We start from the raw sequence: 16102 nt of genomic DNA, 5'->3' as shown, positions 1-16102 counted from the left end.
CCTCAACGCCGACCACTCTCAACGACGAGACGACCAAGGACAGATCATCATGCGCAACCGCAGAACGGCACTCGCCGCGATAGCCGGAGCAGCCTCGCTCGCCCTCACGCTGACCGCCTGCGGGCAGAGCGGCTCGGGCGGCAGCAAGGAGAAGACGGGCGACGTCAAGGGCGCCACGATCGGCATCGCGATGCCGACGAAGTCCTCCGAGCGGTGGATCAACGACGGCAACGACATGGTCAAGAACCTCCAGGCCAAGGGCTACAAGACCAAGCTGGTCTACGGCGAGGACGACCCGAGCACCCAGGTCTCGCAGATCGAGAACCTGATCACGCAGGGCGTCAAGGGCCTGATCATCGCGGCCATCGACAACAAGTCCCTGAACAACGTGCTCCAGGAGGCCAAGCAGGCCAACATCCCGGTGATCGCCTACGACCGGCTCATCCTCGGCACCAAGAACGTCGACTACTACGCCTCGTTCGACAACGAGAAGGTCGGCACCCTCCAGGGCACCTACATCGTGCACAAGCTCGGCCTGGACAGCGGCAAGACGGGCCCGTTCAACATCGAGCTGTTCGCCGGGTCGAACGACGACAACAACACCCAGTACTTCTTCGACGGCGCGATGAAGGTGTTCAAGCCGTACATCGACAAGAAGCAGCTGGTGGTCAAGTCCGGGCAGACCAAGCTCAACCAGGTCACCACCCTGCGCTGGGACGGTGCCACCGCGCAGAAGCGCATGGAGGACATCCTCACCTCCACGTACACGAGCGGCAAGGTCGACGCGGTGCTCTCGCCGTACGACGGCATCTCCATCGGCATCATCGCCGCCCTGAAGTCGGACGGTTACGGCTCCGCGAGCAAGCCGCTGCCCGTCATCACCGGCCAGGACGCCGAGCTGGCCTCGGTGAAGTCGATCATCGCGGGCCAGCAGACCCAGACCGTCTTCAAGGACAGCCGCAAGGAGACGGCGGTCGCGGTGACCATGGTCGACGACGTCCTGCACGGCAAGAAGCCGCAGGTCAACGACACCACGACCTACACCAACGGCGCCAAGGTCGTCCCCTCCTTCCTGCTCCAGCCGGTGAGCGTGGACAAGACCAACTACGAGGACGTCCTGGTCAAGGGCGGCTACTACACCGACTCCCAGCTCAAGTGATCCCGCCCAACTGCCCGACCCCACACTGATTGGAAGGCACGACCATGGCGGGACCCGTCCTGGAAATGCGCTCGATCGTCAAGACCTTTCCCGGTGTCAAAGCGCTGTCGGACGTCACGCTGACCGTCCGCCAGGGCGAGGTCCACGCCATCTGCGGGGAGAACGGCGCCGGCAAGTCCACCCTGATGAAGGTGCTCTCCGGCGTCCATCCGCACGGCACCTACGAAGGCGAGATCCTCTTCGAGGGGGAGGTCTGCACCTTCAAGGACATCCGGGCGAGCGAGCAGCGCGGCATCGTCATCATCCACCAGGAGCTGGCGCTCTCCCCGTACCTCTCCCTGGCGGAGAACATCTTCCTCGGCAACGAGCACGCCAGGGGCGGGTTCATCGACTGGCGGGAGACCCTGCGGCACGCCACCGAGCTGCTGCGCCGGGTCGGTCTCAAGGACCACCCGGAGACCCGCGTCGCCGACATCGGCGTGGGCAAGCAGCAGCTGGTGGAGATCGCGAAGGCGCTCTCGAAGAAGGTGAAGCTCCTCATCCTGGACGAGCCGACCGCGGCGCTGAACGACGAGGACAGCGACAAACTCCTCAACCTCATCCTGGAGCTGAAGAACCAGGGCATCACCTCGATCATCATCTCCCACAAGCTCAACGAGATCCGCAAGGTCGCCGACTCGGTGACGATCATCCGCGACGGGCGGTCCATCGAGACGCTCGACGTGAAGGCGCGGGAGACGACCGAGGACCGGATCATCAGCGGCATGGTGGGCCGCGACCTCGACCACCGCTTCCCCGAGCGCACCCCGCACGAGGCCGAGGAGGGCGCGGCGCCCGCGCTGGAGATCCGCAACTGGACCGTGCTGCACCCGATCGACCAGCAGCGCAAGGTCGTGGACGATGTGTCGATCAACGTCCGCCGGGGCGAGATCGTCGGCATCGCGGGCCTGATGGGCGCCGGCCGCACCGAGCTCGCGATGAGCGTCTTCGGCCGTACCTACGGCCGGTACGCGGGCGGCACGGTCCTCAAGGACGGCACGGAGATCCGTACGAAGTCCGTCGCCGAGGCGGTGGAGCACGGCATCGCGTACGTCACCGAGGACCGCAAGCACTACGGCCTCAACCTCATCGACACCATCAACCGGAACATCTCGCTGACCGCGCTGAAGAAGGTCGCGCGGCGGGGCGTGGTGGACGAGCAGGCGGAGCGGCAGGTCTCCGAGGGCTTCCGCAAGTCGATGAACATCAAGGCGCCGACGGTCTTCGAGCCGGTGGGCAAGCTGTCCGGCGGCAACCAGCAGAAGGTCGTCCTCAGCAAGTGGATCTTCGCGGGCCCGGACGTGCTGATCCTGGACGAGCCCACCCGCGGCATCGACGTGGGCGCCAAGTACGAGATCTACACGGTCATCGACCAACTGGCAGCCCAGGGCAAGGCGGTCGTCTTCATCTCCTCCGAGCTGCCGGAACTGCTGGGCATGTGCGACCGCATCTACACGATGGCCGCCGGGCGGCTGACCGGTGAGGTGCCGCGGGCCGAGGCCACGCAGGAAGAGCTGATGCGCCATATGACGAAAGACAAGGCGCCGACGGACGCGACGGACAACGCAAAGGACGAAGAGGTAACGCGATGAGCACGGACGTCACCGACAAGAGCCCGGCCGCCGCGCCGCCGGGCAAGGGCGGATCGGCCGCCGGCGAGAGCCTGTTGCAGCTGGTGCTCGGCGGCCTGCGTCGCAACATGCGCCAGTACGGCATGCTGATCGCGCTCGGTCTGATCGTCGTCCTCTTCCAGTTCTGGACCGGCGGTGACCTGCTGCTGCCGCGCAACGTCTCCAACCTGGTGCTGCAGAACAGCTACATCCTGATCCTCGCGATCGGCATGATGCTGGTGATCATCGCCGGGCACATCGACCTGTCGGTCGGCTCCATCACGGCGTTCGTGGGCGCCTTCGCGGCCGTGCTCACGGTGCAGCACGGCGTGGCCTGGCCCCTCGCCCTGGTGCTGTGCCTGCTGGTGGGCGCGGCGGCCGGCTCCGTGCAGGGATTCCTGATCGCCTATCTGGGCATACCGTCATTCATCGTCACCCTGGCGGGCATGCTGCTCTTCCGCGGTCTCACCGAGATCCTGCTCAAGGGCCAGACCCTCGGCCCGTTCCCGAACGGCCTGCAGAAGATCGGCAACGGCTTCCTGCCCGAGGTCGGCCCGAACACCAACTACCACAACCTCACCCTGCTCCTCGGCATCGTCCTGATCACCGCCGTGGTGTGGCAGGAGGTGCGCGACCGGCGCCGCCAGCAGGAGTTCTCCCTCGACGTCGTGCCGAGGAACCTGTTCCTGCTCAAGCTCGTCGCCCTGGTCGCCGCGATCGTCACCCTCACGATGCTGCTGGCCAGCTACGACGGCGCGCCGATCGTCCTGATCATCCTCGGCGCCCTGGTGGGCGGCTACGGCTACGTCATGCGCAACTCGGTCTTCGGCCGCCACATCTACGCCATCGGCGGCAACCTGCCGGCGGCCAAGCTGTCCGGCGTGAAGGACAAGCGCATCACCTTCCAGGTGTTCCTGAACATGGGCGTGCTCGCGGCCCTGGCGGGTCTGGTGGTCGCCGCCCGCCTGAACGCGGCCTCGCCGAAGGCGGGCGACGGCTTCGAACTGGAGGCCATCGCCTCCTCGTTCATCGGCGGCGCCTCCATGAGCGGCGGTGTCGGCACCGTACTCGGCGCCATCATCGGCGGTCTCGTCCTCGGTGTGCTGAACAACGGCATGAACCTCCTCAGCGTCGGCACCGACTGGCAGCAGGTCATCAAGGGCCTGGCCCTGTTGGCGGCGGTCGGGTTCGACGTGTGGAACAAGCGCAAGTCCGGTTCGTAAGCGTCGCTCAAAGGGAGCCGCACCACATGGAACTGAACAGACGCACGGTCATCGCCGGCGCCGCCGCGGCGGGCCTCGCGGCCACCGCCCTCGGCACCACGGCGACATCAGCCGCTGCCGCGGCGGGCTCGTCGGGAGGCAGGAAGCCGGTGAAGGAGTACTTCGGCACGCTCGCCGACGGCACGAAGGTGTACCGCTGGTCGCTGGAGAACGGCGGCACGCGGCTGAAGGTCCTGTCCTACGGCGGCATCATCCAGTCCCTGGAGATCCCCGACCGCCACGGCCGGTACGCGAACGTCTCGCTCGGCTACGACAACCTCGCCGCGTACGTCGCCGGGACCACCTTCTTCGGCGCCACCATCGGCCGCTACGGAAACCGCATCGCCAAGGGGCAGTTCACGCTCGACGGCAAGAAGTACCAGCTGTCCGTCAACGACGGCGTGAACAGCCTGCACGGCGGCAAGCAGGGCTTCAACACCAAGGTGTGGGACATCGAGCCGTTCACCGACGGCCCGGACGTCGGCCTGCACCTGCACTACACGAGCGTCGACGGCGAGATGGGCTACCCCGGCACGCTGAAGACCAAGGTCACCTTCACCCTCACCCGGCACGGCGACTGGCGGATCGACTACGAGGCCACCACCGACAAGCCGACGGTCGTCAACCTCACCAACCACACGTACTACAACCTCGCGGGCGAGGGCAGCGGCAGCATCTACGACCACGAACTCTGGCTCGCCGCGGGCCGGTTCACCCCCACCGACTCGGGTCTGATCCCCACGGGTGAGCTGGCGAAGGTCAAGGGCACCCCCTTCGACTTCACGCGCCCCAAGCCGATCGGCCGGGACATCCGCACCGGCCACCCGCAGCTGGTCACGGCCAAGGGCTACGACCACAACTTCGTGCTCGACAAGGGCGTCACGGCCCAGCCCGAGCACGTGGTGACCCTGCGCGACCCCGGCTCGGGGCGCACCCTGAAGATCTTCACCGACCAGCCCGGTGTGCAGTTCTACTCGGGCAACTTCCTCGACGGCACCCTCGTCGGCCCCTCCGGCCACACCTACCGGCAGGGCGACGGACTGGCCCTGGAGACGCAGCACTTCCCGGACTCCCCGAACGAGCCGAAGTTCCCCTCCACGGTGCTGCGCCCCGGCCGGACCTACCGGACGACCACGGTCCACAGGTTCTCGGCATGAACCGGGCCGCGTGAACCGAGCGCGTGAGAACTGGCTCACACGACCGGTGAGTTGAACGCCACTGCCGTCCCCTCCGTATCCATGGGTGGCCCGTGCTCCCCCGCACGGGCCACCTTGAACGGAGGTTCCTTTGGCCGGCAACGTCACCTCGCTGTTCCGCGGCACCGCCGCGCACAGCCCTTCGATGGCGGCGCTGACACGGGAGGGCGGCGACGGGACGGGTCCGGTGGACTTCTGCGTCCCGTGCAATCCGTACTTTCCCACTCCGGCCATGTTCGACGAACTGGCGGCCCGGCTGCCCGAGATCGCCACGTACTACCCGAGCACCGCCGACACCATCACCGGTGAGCTGTGCGGACTGCTCCAGCTGCCGCCGCAGTGCGTGGCGATGGGCAACGGCTCCACGGAACTGATCACCTGGATCGACCACCTCCTGGTCCGCGAGTCCCTGGCGATCCCGGTCCCCACCTTCGGCCGCTGGACCGACCAGCCGATGGAGACCGGCAAGCGGGTCGACATGTTCCCGCTCCAGGAGGCGAGCAACTTCGCGCTGGACCTGGCCCAGTACGCGGACTTCATCCGCGCCCGGCGCACCCGGGTGGCGGTGCTCTGCAACCCGAACAACCCCGACGGCGGCTATCTGCGCAAGCAGCAGGTGGTGCAGTTCATGGACGCGATGGCGGACCTGGACCTGATCGTCGTGGACGAGTCCTTCCTGGAGTTCGCCGACGCCGAGGCCGACCCGAGCGTCGTCCAGGAGGCCATGCTGCGCCCGAACGTCATCGTCCTGCGCAGCCTCGGCAAGAACTTCGGCCTGCACGGCATCCGCTTCGGCTATCTGGTGGCGAACCCGGCCCTCGCGGGCAGGATCCGCTCGATGCTGCCGAAGTGGAACCTCAACTCCTTCGCCGAGTACGTGGTGTTCATGCTGAAGGAGCACGGCGCCGAGTACGCGCAGAGCCTCCAGCAGGTGCGCCGGGACCGCCTGGAGATGGCCAGCCACCTCTCCGCGCTGCCGGGGCTGACGGTGTACCCCTCCCAGGGGAACTTCATCTTCGTACGACTGCCCGTGGGAGCCGAGGGCACGGTGGTCCGGGACCGGATGCTCACCGAGCACCGGATCCTGGTCCGCGAGTGCGGAAACAAGATCGGTTCCTCCAGCCGCTTCCTGAGACTCGTGGTGCGCCCCCAGGTCGACGTGCGTCGCCTGGTGTCCGGCCTGGAACAGGTGCTCTACGGGACCAGGAGGGGAGCCGCCGTACCCGAGCTGGGCACCGGGACCAGCTACAGCTCGGGTACGGCGGCCGTGGACCGGCTGGTCAGCGAGACCAACGGAGGCGGCGTACCGGGCCTGGCCGCCCAGGCCCAGGCCATGACCGCCGCTCCCGCCCCGGCCGCCGGCACCGGCATGCCGCTCCCCGCCGCCGTACCCCCACCCGGCGCCGGGATGCCGATGTCGGCGGCGCCCCAGCCGGCCCCCGCTCCGCTGCCGGCGGCACCTCAGCCGTTGCCCGCGGCGCCCCAGCCGGTGGCCGTACCGCAGCCCCTGGCGCCGGCCCAGCCGCCGATGGCGCCCCTGCTGCAGCCGGCGGCCCCGGTGCCGGTCCCCCAGCCGGCTCCGGTACCGGCACCCGCTCCCCTGCCGCCGCCCACCCCGTTCCCGGCTCCGGTGCCGGTGCCGGTCCCCGCAGCCGCCATGGCCCCCACCCCGCCCGGCGTCCCGGCCCGCGGCGGGCTGACGGCGGCCCAGGTGCGCGGCATGACGGCCCCGGCCACCCCGGCGCCCGCCCCGGCCCCGGCCACCGGACTGACGCCGGCCCCGGCGACGGGCTGGCCGAACGCCCAGAGCTGGCCGAACGCGGCGGGCATGGGCCAGGCAGGCTGAGCGCGAAGTCCCGTGCCCCAAAGGGAAGTTGACGATCGGGGCCTTGGGTTAAGGACGACTCACACGATTGGCCCACACAAGGTGAAACTTGCCCCAAAGGCGGCCAAGGTGAATGTCATGAACGGTATATCGGCTTTCCGCCGGCACAGGATCATTGCCCGAGTACTCGCGGTCGGCGCTCTCGGCGTCGCGCTCGCGACCACCGCGGCCACGCCCTCGTCCGCCGTGGCCATGAAGGCCACCGCGGTCCGGTCCAGTCCCGCCGACCACGGACACGAACACGGACACGAACACGGCGACGACCACGAGCACGGCCGCGGCGACCACGACGAGGAAGGGGATGAGGCGGACTGCAACGGCCTGATCGTCCTGCTCTGCGTCTGACCGACAGCCCGCACCGGTGAGGCCGGGCGGAGGAGAGGGCCGGCCCGCGCCGGCGCGACTCTCTCCTCCGCCCGGCCCGTACGCGCGGGTTCAGTGAGCCACCGGCCAACCCGTGCTCCAGTTCAGCAGGTTGATGCCCAGCTTCGGGGTGCGGCCGCTGTTCGTCATCGCGACACCGCTCTTGTAGTCAACGGTTGTCACAACAACCGCCCCGGGGCGAAGGAGGGCCCGGTGCCGGGCCCCTCCCCCGCCGCCTGGAGCGACTTCGCCGGCTGTGCCGCTACGGGCACTGCTTCCACGCCATGTGGTACACGGTGCTGATGTCGCCGTCGGTCGAGTCCATGGTCATGAAGCTGACCTTGTCCGGGGACTGGCTGCCGGCGTTCACTCTCAGCTCGGTGTTGATGTTGAAGTTGCGCAGCACCCCGCAGGGCGCCCAGACCAGCTGGGCCCAGTCCGTGCTGTCGGTGGCCTCCCAGTTGTCGTTGAAGGGAGCACTGAAGGGGTGGCTCTTGGGCACCGTCTGCGGGGAGCCCTGGAAGTAGTACGAGGCCTTCTGGGTCGCGCTCGCGCCGGGCTGCAGGGCCAGGAAGCCCCGGTAGTCCGCGCTGGCGATGGCGTAGGTGAAGCCCTGCGGGACGTGGACGACCAGGTTGAGCTGGCAGTTCTTGCGGAAGGCCGTGGGGTCGGAGTTGCCGCCGGCCTGGGCCAGGTAGGAGCTGTAGGTCACCGTGAAGGCGGTGTTGTCCGGGGACACGGCGACGGCGGTCGTACCCTCCGGGCAGCCGGAGCCGTTGACGGTCGCCACGTCGATGACGATCTTGTCCGGGGGCGGGTTGTCGAAGACACCCGAGGCGGGTGTCCGGGCGGGCAGCGCGGTGGTGAGCAGAGCGGCTACGGCGCCGCTCAGGAGCAGTCCACCAGCCATGGTTTCTCCCGAGTAGTCGAGTGGGGGGTTGCGCCTGAGAACCGCCCGATCACCCTTGAAGAAACTGTGCGGAACCTGTGAAGGGCGGGAGGCGTGAGCATCGTAGGAAGCCACGCCACGGCCCGGGAGAGCGAACTCCAGCCATTCACATCCGGCTTTTCACGGGTTCTCCCAGGCGGCCGGTTCCGCTGCCAGCGCCCGGACGGATTCCGGCAGTGCGCCCGCCGCCAGGTCGGCCACCGTGACGCCCTCCAGGATGCGGCGGACGTTCGCGCGCAGGGCGATCCAGAGCGGCAGGAGGGGCTGGGCCGTGCCCGTGTAGGACAGGCCCGTCGGGCGTTCGCCACGCACCGAGACGATCGGGCCGTCCACGGCCCGGATGACGTCCGCCACGGTGATCGTGGCCGCGTCCTTCTCCAGGCGGTAGCCGCCGCCACCGCCGCGCCTGCTCTCCACGAGTCCGGCGCGGCGCAGATCGCCGAGGATGCCCTCCAGGAACTTGTGCGGGATGTCCTGCACGGCGGCGATTTCCTCTGCTTTCACGGGGCCGTTACCCTGCCGTGCGGCCAGTTCCAGTACCGCCCGTACCGCGTAGTCCGCCCGCGCCGAGATCCTCATGGGTCCATTGTGGGGCGCCGGTCCGTGGACAATGGCCGCACCCGCGCCCCGTAAGATCGCCCGGGAGGATCCACCTTGGCGCTCAGCAGACGTACTTTCAGTGCCCTGGCCGGCTCTGCCGCGCTCGGGCTCGGCCTGGGCGGCAGCGGCGGCCCCGGTGCGCCCTCGGCGTTCGCGGCCCGGGCCAGTGTGCCGACCGGTCCCGCGCCCGTGCCGCCCCGGGTCGACCACGAGCCGCACACCATCGGCTACGACCGGTACTCGCTGATCGTGGACGGCAGACGGCTGGTCGTGTGGTCCGGGGAGATGCACCCCTTCCGGCTGCCGAGCCCGTCGCTGTGGCGGGACGTCCTGCAGAAGATGCGGGCGCACGGGTTCAACGCCGTCAGCATCTACGTCGCGTGGAACTACCACTCCCCCGCGCCGGGGACCTACGACTTCTCCGGTGTCCGGGATCTCGGCCTCTTCCTGCGGACGGCCGCCGAGACCGGGCTGTACGTCATCCTGCGGCCGGGGCCGTACATCAACGCCGAGGTCGACGGCGGCGGCTTCCCGGGCTGGCTGACGGCGACCGGGGGCACCGCGCGGACCGACGACCCGGCCTACCTGTCGCACGTCGACGCATGGCTGACCCAGGTCAACCGGATCGCCCGCCGGCACCTCTTCACACAGGGCACCGGCACGGTCCTGCTCTACCAGATCGAGAACGAGTACGACGCCCACGCCGGGGACGCCACCGGCCGGCGGTACATGTCCCATCTGTACAAGAAGGTCCGGGCCGACGGGATCGACGTACCGCTCTTCCACAATGACAAGGGGCGCAACGGCTACTGGGTGCCGGGCTCCTTCGACACCGGTGGCGAGCAGGGCGGCTGGCTGTACGGGTTCGACGGGTATCCGTCGCCGTCCAGCACCCCGCCGGACTGGGGGACCTTCGGGCCGGGCGGCGCGAAGGGCGGGGCCAGTGCCTCTCCGTCGACGCCCGGGTTCCTGCCCGAGTTCGGCGGTGGCTGGTTCGACCCCTGGGGCGGGGCCTGGTTCGACGGCAAGGGGTACGCCGAGTCGCGGCGCACCCGTGACGCGGCCTACGAGCGCCGCTTCCATCTGACGAACCTCGCCAACGGGATCACCCTCCACAACGTGTACATGACCTTCGGCGGCACCTCGTGGGGCTGGCTGCCCGCGCCCGTCGTCTACACGTCGTACGACTACGGGGCCGCCATCGACGAGGCCCGCAACGTCACCGCGAAGATCGCGCCGATGCACCAGCTCGGCCATCTCTTCCAGCGCGTGCCCGACTTCGCCAAGCTGGACCGGGCGGCCGAGGTGAGCGCCCGGGGCCTGAAGGTCTACCACCTGGCCAACCCGGACACCGACGCCCATGTCTACGTCGCCCGCAACGACGGCGCCGACCCGGTCACCAGCGAGCTGCCCACCGAGGCCGGCCGGCTGCGGATCACGGTGCCCGGCAAGGACGCCCGGCTGCTGGCGACCGGGCTGAAGCTCGGCGAGCGCACGCTGAAGTACTCCACCGCCCAGCCCGTCTTCTGTCTGACGGCCGGGCAGCAGGACATCGCGCTGTTCACGGGGCGCAGCGACGACATGGCCGAACTGGTGCTGAAGAGCCCCGAGGAGCCGGCCGTCATGCGGCTGGACCCGGAGGCCGCCTGGGTCTACGACGACATCGACGAGCTGGCGGTGACCTCCCCGCTCGGCGAGGGCGGGCTGACCCGCGTCCTGGTGCAGAAGGGCGGCAGCGACACCCCGCTGGTGCTCCTCTTCGGCGACGACGCCACCTCCGCACGCCTCTTCCCGTACGACACCCCGACCGGGACCCTCCTGGTCTACGGCCCGGCGCTGCTGCGCCACGCCGAACTCCGCGGCTCCGAGGTCCACTTGACCGGCGATGTCACCGACCCGACGACCGTCGAGGTGTGGGGGCCGCGCGGCATCGACACCCTGGTGTGGAACGGGCGCACCCTGCCCACCCGGGTGACCCTGTCCGGCAGCCTGATGACCACCGGTCTGCTGCCCGCCGTGCCCGAGGTGCGGCTGCCCGCGCTGGGCGGCTGGCGGATGCGCAGGGAGAACCCGGAGGCCGGGCCCGGCTTCGACGACTCGGACTGGAAGGTCGCGGACCGTACGACGTCCTTCTCGACCACACCGGTCCCAGGCGGCCAGCCGGTCCTGTTCGCCGACGACTACGGCTTCCACTACGGGGACGTCTGGTACCGGGGCTCCTTCACCGACTCGAGCGCCCTGGAGGAGATCTCCCTCGCCTACGGCGCCGGCACCCAGGGCCTGCTGATGGCCTGGCTGGACGGCGACCCCCTGGGCACCCACCGGATGCCCGTCCCGGACAAGAACACGACCGCACGGCAAGGGAGTTGGGCGGCGACGGCCGCCTTCCCGGTGCGCGCGGAGCTGCGCTCGCCGGGTCCGCACGTGCTGTCGGTCCTCGTCCGGCGGATGCAGCACGACCAGGACGGCAAGGGCCTCGACACGCACAAGGCCGCGCGCGGCCTGACGGCGGCCACCTTCAAGGGGGCCTCCCCGAAGGTGACATGGCGCATCCAGGGCGAGGCCGCCGCCGATCCGGTGCGCGGGGCGATGAACAACGGCGGCCTGTACGGCGAGCGCAAGGGCTGGCACCTGCCGGACTTCCGGGACCACGACTGGGAACCGGTGGCCTTCCCCCGGGCGGCCCGGTACCAGGGCGTCACCTGGTACCGGACCGCCTTCCGGCTGTCGGTCCCGGCCGACATCGACGCCTCGATCGGCCTGACCCTCGAGGACGACCAGTACCGGGCGTACCGGACGCAGATCTTCCTCAACGGCTGGAACCTGGGCCAGTACATCAACAACGTCGGCCCCCAGCACACCTTCGTCCTGCCGAACGGCATCCTGCGCACCCGGGGCACCAACACCCTCGCGCTGGCGGCCCTCTCGGAGTTCACCACGCTGTCGGGCCCGGGGGCGGTGCGCCTGACGCTGCTCGGCCGGGCGGCCGGCGGGCTGCCGGTCACACCCGTGTGATCACGCCCGTGTGATCACGCCCGTGTGATCACGCCCGTGTGATCACGCCAGCCGGATCACGTTCCAGGACAGCGGCTCCAGTACGGCGGTGAGGGTGCCGTCCGTGAGGGCGGTGCCCTCGACCCGGTGCGGGGCGACCCGCTCGGGGTCCTCCAGGGTGTTGCGGGCGTCGGGGTCGGCGTCCGCGAGCGCGCTGTGCTCGGTGACTGTCGTCAACTCCAGCCCGCTCAAGGCGACTTCGAGGGGCAGGGCATTCGTACGGCCGCGGTTGACGGCGAACACGGTGACCGTGCCGTCGGCCGCGCGGACGGCCGTGGCGTGCAGCAGGTCCGTCTCGCCGTACTTCCTCGTCTCGTACGTCGGCGAGTCCACGCGCACGTCGAGCACCTCGCCGCGGCCGTACCTCGACGCCTGCGCGAACGGGAAGAACGTCGTCTGCCGCCAGGCCGGACCGCCCGGCTCGGTCATGATCGGGGCGATCACGTTGACCAGCTGGGCGAGACAGGCGACGGTGACCCGGTCGGCGTGCCGCAGCAGCGCGATGAGCAGCGAGCCGAAGACGACGGCGTCGGTGACGCTGTAGTTGTCCTCCAGCAGGCGGGGGGCCTCGGGCCAGTCGGACTGGCCGAAGGTCCTGGCGTGCTCCTCCCAGCGGGACAGGTACCAGACGTTCCACTCGTCGAAGGAGAGGTTGATCTTCTTCTTGGACTTGAGCCGCGCACCGACGTGGTCCGCCGTGGCCACCACGTTCTCGATGAAGGACTCCATGTCGACGGCCGAGGCGAGGAAGGAGTCGAGGTCGCCGTCGGTGGGCTCGTAGTAGGCGTGCAGGGAGATGTGGTCGACCAGGTCGTACGTCTCCTGGAGCACCGTCGCCTCCCACTCGGCGAAGGTGGGCATGGCCTGGCTGGAGGAGCCGCAGGCGACCAGTTCCACGCCGGGGTCCGCCTGGCGCATGGCGCGGGCGGTCTCGGCGGCGAGCCGGCCGTACTCGTGGGCGGTCTTGTGCCCGGTCTGCCAGGGGCCGTCCATCTCGTTGCCGAGGCACCACAGCCTGATCCCGAAGGGCTCCTTGTCGCCGTGGGCCGCGCGCAGGTCGGACAGGGCGGTGCCGGCGGGGTGGTTGGCGTACTCCTGGAGTTGGAGCGCCTCGGCGACGCCCCGGGTGCCGAGGTTCACGGCCATCATGGGTTCGGCCTGCGGGCCGAGCTTCTTCAGGAACGCGATGTACTCGGACAGGCCGAAGCGGTTCGGCTCCGTCGAGTGCCAGGCCAGGTCGAGGCGGCGGGGGCGGTCCGCCACCGGACCGACGGAATCCTCCCACCTGTAGCCCGAGACGAAGTTGCCGCCGGGGTAGCGGACGGCGGTGACGCCGAGTTCCCGGACGAGGTCGAGGACGTCGGTGCGAAGGCCCGCTTCGTCCGCCATCGGGTGGTCCGGCTCGTGGATGCCGGTGTAGACGCAGCGGCCCAGGTGCTCCACGAAGGAGCCGAAAATGCGGGGGTTGACCTGGCCGACGGTGAAGGCGGGGTCGAGGGTGAAGCGGGCGGTGCTCTTGCTCATGAGGTCCTTTCGAATCACTTCAGAACCGGCCGGCCGGCACGCCAGCCCAGCTGGTTCGGCCCCAGCTTCGGGGTGCCGTTGTCGTTGGCGCCGTAGTAGTGGTACGCCAGCCAGGTCTTGCCGTGGCTGCGGAAGGCCGACTCGCCGCCGGGGCCGATGTACCGGCCGTGGGAGGCCAGGAACAGGTCGCCGCCACCGTCGAGCATCGGCTTGCCGGTGCTGTCCGTGTACGGGCCCGTGACCGCGGCGGGCGCCTCTGATTCAGGCCAGGTCGTCCCATTCCCCGCCCTAACTTTTCAAGCGCCCGACCGACATTGACGTGATAGAGGCTTGCCGAGAAGTGTGTCCGAGATTTCGACAATCGCTCGCAACTTCGAACGGGACCGTAGATTCGAAGCGCTTCCGCGTCAATGGGTTGGACACAAGCTCATGGGCCGTTCCGGCTTGAACCACGGTCGCCGGATCCCATGACGCGGACACATCCAGCGCGTACGCTCATGACCGGCCGCACGGTGAGAAGGGGGAGGCGATGGGCATCGCGGGCGCGAGTGAGCGGCTGGCACGCCTGGCCCCCCTGACCGCTCGGCTGCTGCCCTCCCGGCCCGGGTCGACGATGCGCTCCCTGGCCCGCGACCTCGCCACCGCCGTCCGCGCCCGGCCCGACGCGCCCCACGGGGTACGGGAGCTGTGCCGGGCGCTGTGCGAGGAGATGAGCGCGCTGCGCGGCGGCCGGCCGCTCGAGCTGCGCTTCGAACGCTTCCCGGACGAGCTGGAAGTCACCGGGCTGTGGGTGGAGTTCGCCGACTTCGACCTGGTGATCGTCGAGGAACGGGCCGAGTCGGTGCAGCAACTGGTCATACTCGGCCATGAGTTGTGGCACCTGCACGCCGGGCACCGGCATCACGACCTGGCCAAAGACGCCCTGGCCGGAGACGCCCTGGCCGGTGACGCGGCGGCCCGCGCGCTCGCCGGCGCGCCCGGCTGGCGGGAGGCCGCGCTCACGGTGGCCGCCCGCAACGGATCCCGGGAGGCCGACGAGGCCGAGGCCGACGACTTCGGCCACCGGCTGGCCACGCTGTTCCGCGGCCGTCTCGCCGGGGCCCGCGCCGCCCCGGCGGACCCCGTCCAGCGGGCCCTCGGCTACCGCGGGCGCGAGCGGGAGACGAACCGAGCGTCCGGGAAAAGGGGAGGAGGAAGCACCCGGTGACTCTGCTGGCGCTCGATCCCTCGGGATTCCTCAGCGAGTTCTACATCTCCTTCTGGATCCCCACCGCCCTGCTCACCGCCGCGCTGGTGATCAAGCTGCCCACGATCATCCGGCTGTGGCGGGACCCGCTGCTGCGCGCGGTCGGCGGACTGCTGCTGCTCGCGTGCGCGGTGTTCGTGTTCTGCTCGCCGTCCACGATCCACCGGGTCAACCGGCTGACCGGGGTGCCCAACCTGTCGGCGCCCTTGTGCTATTCGCTCATCACCGCGTTATCGGCGTCCGGGCTGCTGCTCATCGTGACCTGGCGCAACGGCCTGTCCGACCACTCGGTCGTGCGGCGGTGCGCGATTCGCTGGGTGGTCCTGGTGTACTCCGGGGTGATCGTCGCGCTGTGGGTGCTGTTCCTGTTCGCCCACGCGCCGGTGGAGCGGGTGCGGGACCTGGACACGTACTACGCCGGTACGCCGTTCATGCGCGAGGAGATCCTGCTCTACCTCTGCGCGCACACCTTGGCCTGCACGATCGCCTCCCAGCTCATCTGGAACTGGGCGCACACCGAGGAGCTGGACGCCTGGCTGCGCTGGGGACTGCGGCTGCTGGGCGCCGGATACGCGTTCAACCTGGTCTTCGACGCGGCCAAGCTGACCGCCGTCGGCGCGCGGTGGTCCGGACACGAGCTGGACTGGCTGAGCACGGACCTGGCCCCGCCGGCCGCCTCGCTCTCCGCGATCCTGGTCGCGGCCGGCTTCATCCTGCCGCACGCCGGGCAGTACCTGCACGAGCGCTGGCGGCTCCGCCGCGCCCACCGTGAACTGCGCCCGCTGTACCTGCTGATGCGCACCGCGAGCGGCGACGGCGTGCCGTTCACGCTCCGGGCCGCCCCGGAACTGCGCCTGACCCGCCGCGAGACCTTCGTCCGCGACGTCCTGCTCCCGCTGGCCCGGTACATCGACACCGGCCTGGCGCGCCGCTCGTACGACGCCGCGCTCGCCGCGGGCCATCCCGCGGACCACGCCCGCGCGCTGGCGGCGGCCATCGCCATCCTGGACGCGATCGAGCGCAAGCGCCACGACCCGGAGCCGGCCGAGCCCGCCGCGGGCCCCGACCCCACGGACCTGCTGCGCGACATCGCCCCGATCTCCCGCGCCCTGCGCAGCCGGGAAGAGATCGAGGCGGTACGGGGGCGGGCGGCGGCGAGTGTGGCGGTACCGGAGTGAGCGACGGCACGCCGCCCGCCCCTTGCTAGTGCTGTGG

13 protein-coding genes are annotated in these 16102 nt (G+C 69.9%); 9 read left to right on the top strand and 4 right to left on the bottom strand.

The genetic code is table 11. From position 1 onward, the window contains the following. Nucleotides 1-49: 49 nt before the first annotated feature. The 6 genes from chvE to A6P39_RS28445 all read left to right on the top strand — a co-directional run bounded on the left by chvE (nucleotide 50) and on the right by A6P39_RS28445 (nucleotide 7496). Nucleotides 50-1159, top strand: coding sequence for a multiple monosaccharide ABC transporter substrate-binding protein (gene chvE, locus A6P39_RS28470; RefSeq protein WP_067039217.1), 1110 nt, complete (start codon nucleotides 50-52; stop codon nucleotides 1157-1159). 44 nt (nucleotides 1160-1203) lie between these two features. Next, entirely contained in the window at nucleotides 1204-2790 is a 1587-nt protein-coding gene (gene mmsA / locus A6P39_RS28465) for a multiple monosaccharide ABC transporter ATP-binding protein (RefSeq protein ID WP_067039218.1), read from the top strand. Further along, nucleotides 2787-4031 (top strand): multiple monosaccharide ABC transporter permease, encoded by a 1245-nt coding sequence (gene mmsB / locus A6P39_RS28460; protein ID WP_067039219.1) that lies wholly within the window; start codon nucleotides 2787-2789, stop codon nucleotides 4029-4031. The genes mmsA and mmsB overlap by 4 nt, the downstream gene beginning before the upstream one ends. 26 nt (nucleotides 4032-4057) lie before the next feature. Beyond that, complete coding sequence (locus A6P39_RS28455) at nucleotides 4058-5227, top strand: aldose epimerase family protein (protein WP_067039220.1); 1170 nt, start codon at nucleotides 4058-4060, stop codon at nucleotides 5225-5227. A gap of 130 nt (nucleotides 5228-5357) precedes the next feature. After that, on the top strand, nucleotides 5358-7112 hold the full coding sequence (locus tag A6P39_RS28450; RefSeq protein WP_067039221.1) for a pyridoxal phosphate-dependent aminotransferase: 1755 nt from the start codon (nucleotides 5358-5360) through the stop codon (nucleotides 7110-7112). A 117-nt stretch (nucleotides 7113-7229) separates the two neighbouring features. Continuing rightward, nucleotides 7230-7496: a hypothetical protein gene (locus A6P39_RS28445; RefSeq protein WP_067039222.1), complete on the top strand. Its 267-nt coding sequence runs from the start codon at nucleotides 7230-7232 to the stop codon at nucleotides 7494-7496. Between the two features lie 280 nt (nucleotides 7497-7776). Here the strand turns inward: A6P39_RS28445 and A6P39_RS28440 are convergent, their stop codons facing one another. Together A6P39_RS28440 and A6P39_RS28435 are read right to left on the bottom strand one after the other, a co-directional pair. Next, nucleotides 7777-8424, bottom strand: coding sequence for a DUF4360 domain-containing protein (locus tag A6P39_RS28440; RefSeq protein ID WP_067039223.1), 648 nt, complete (start codon nucleotides 8422-8424; stop codon nucleotides 7777-7779). Between the two features lie 159 nt (nucleotides 8425-8583). Continuing rightward, on the bottom strand, nucleotides 8584-9042 hold the full coding sequence (locus A6P39_RS28435) for an RrF2 family transcriptional regulator (protein ID WP_067039224.1): 459 nt from the start codon (nucleotides 9040-9042) through the stop codon (nucleotides 8584-8586). A 75-nt stretch (nucleotides 9043-9117) separates the two neighbouring features. Here A6P39_RS28435 and A6P39_RS28430 point away from each other — a divergent pair, with 75 nt between their 5' ends. Then, nucleotides 9118-12078, top strand: a complete 2961-nt coding sequence (locus A6P39_RS28430) for a glycoside hydrolase family 35 protein (protein WP_067039225.1) — start codon at nucleotides 9118-9120, stop codon at nucleotides 12076-12078. Between the two features lie 42 nt (nucleotides 12079-12120). Here the strand turns inward: A6P39_RS28430 and arfA are convergent, their stop codons facing one another. After that, a complete protein-coding gene (arfA, locus tag A6P39_RS28425; protein WP_067039226.1) occupies nucleotides 12121-13641 on the bottom strand; it encodes an arabinosylfuranosidase ArfA in 1521 nt (506 codons plus the stop codon). A 14-nt stretch (nucleotides 13642-13655) separates the two neighbouring features. Further along, nucleotides 13656-13847, bottom strand: a complete 192-nt coding sequence (locus A6P39_RS28420) for a hypothetical protein (protein WP_067039227.1) — start codon at nucleotides 13845-13847, stop codon at nucleotides 13656-13658. Between the two features lie 323 nt (nucleotides 13848-14170). Here A6P39_RS28420 and A6P39_RS28415 point away from each other — a divergent pair, with 323 nt between their 5' ends. Beyond that, nucleotides 14171-14848: a toxin-antitoxin system, toxin component family protein gene (locus tag A6P39_RS28415; RefSeq protein ID WP_199840653.1), complete on the top strand. Its 678-nt coding sequence runs from the start codon at nucleotides 14171-14173 to the stop codon at nucleotides 14846-14848. Further along, nucleotides 14845-16065 carry an MAB_1171c family putative transporter gene (locus tag A6P39_RS28410; protein WP_067039228.1) on the top strand — a complete coding sequence of 407 codons (1221 nt, stop codon included), beginning with the start codon at nucleotides 14845-14847 and terminating at the stop codon, nucleotides 16063-16065. Before A6P39_RS28415 ends, A6P39_RS28410 begins: the two co-directional genes overlap by 4 nt. The last annotated feature ends 37 nt before the right edge of the window (nucleotides 16066-16102 follow it).

It is taken from the genome of Streptomyces sp. FXJ1.172 (genome assembly GCF_001636945.3).
Classification (GTDB): Bacteria; Actinomycetota; Actinomycetes; order Streptomycetales; family Streptomycetaceae; genus Streptomyces.
The sequence above is the reverse complement of the archived record's forward strand: the minus strand, read 5'-3'. Positions and strand labels throughout refer to the sequence as shown.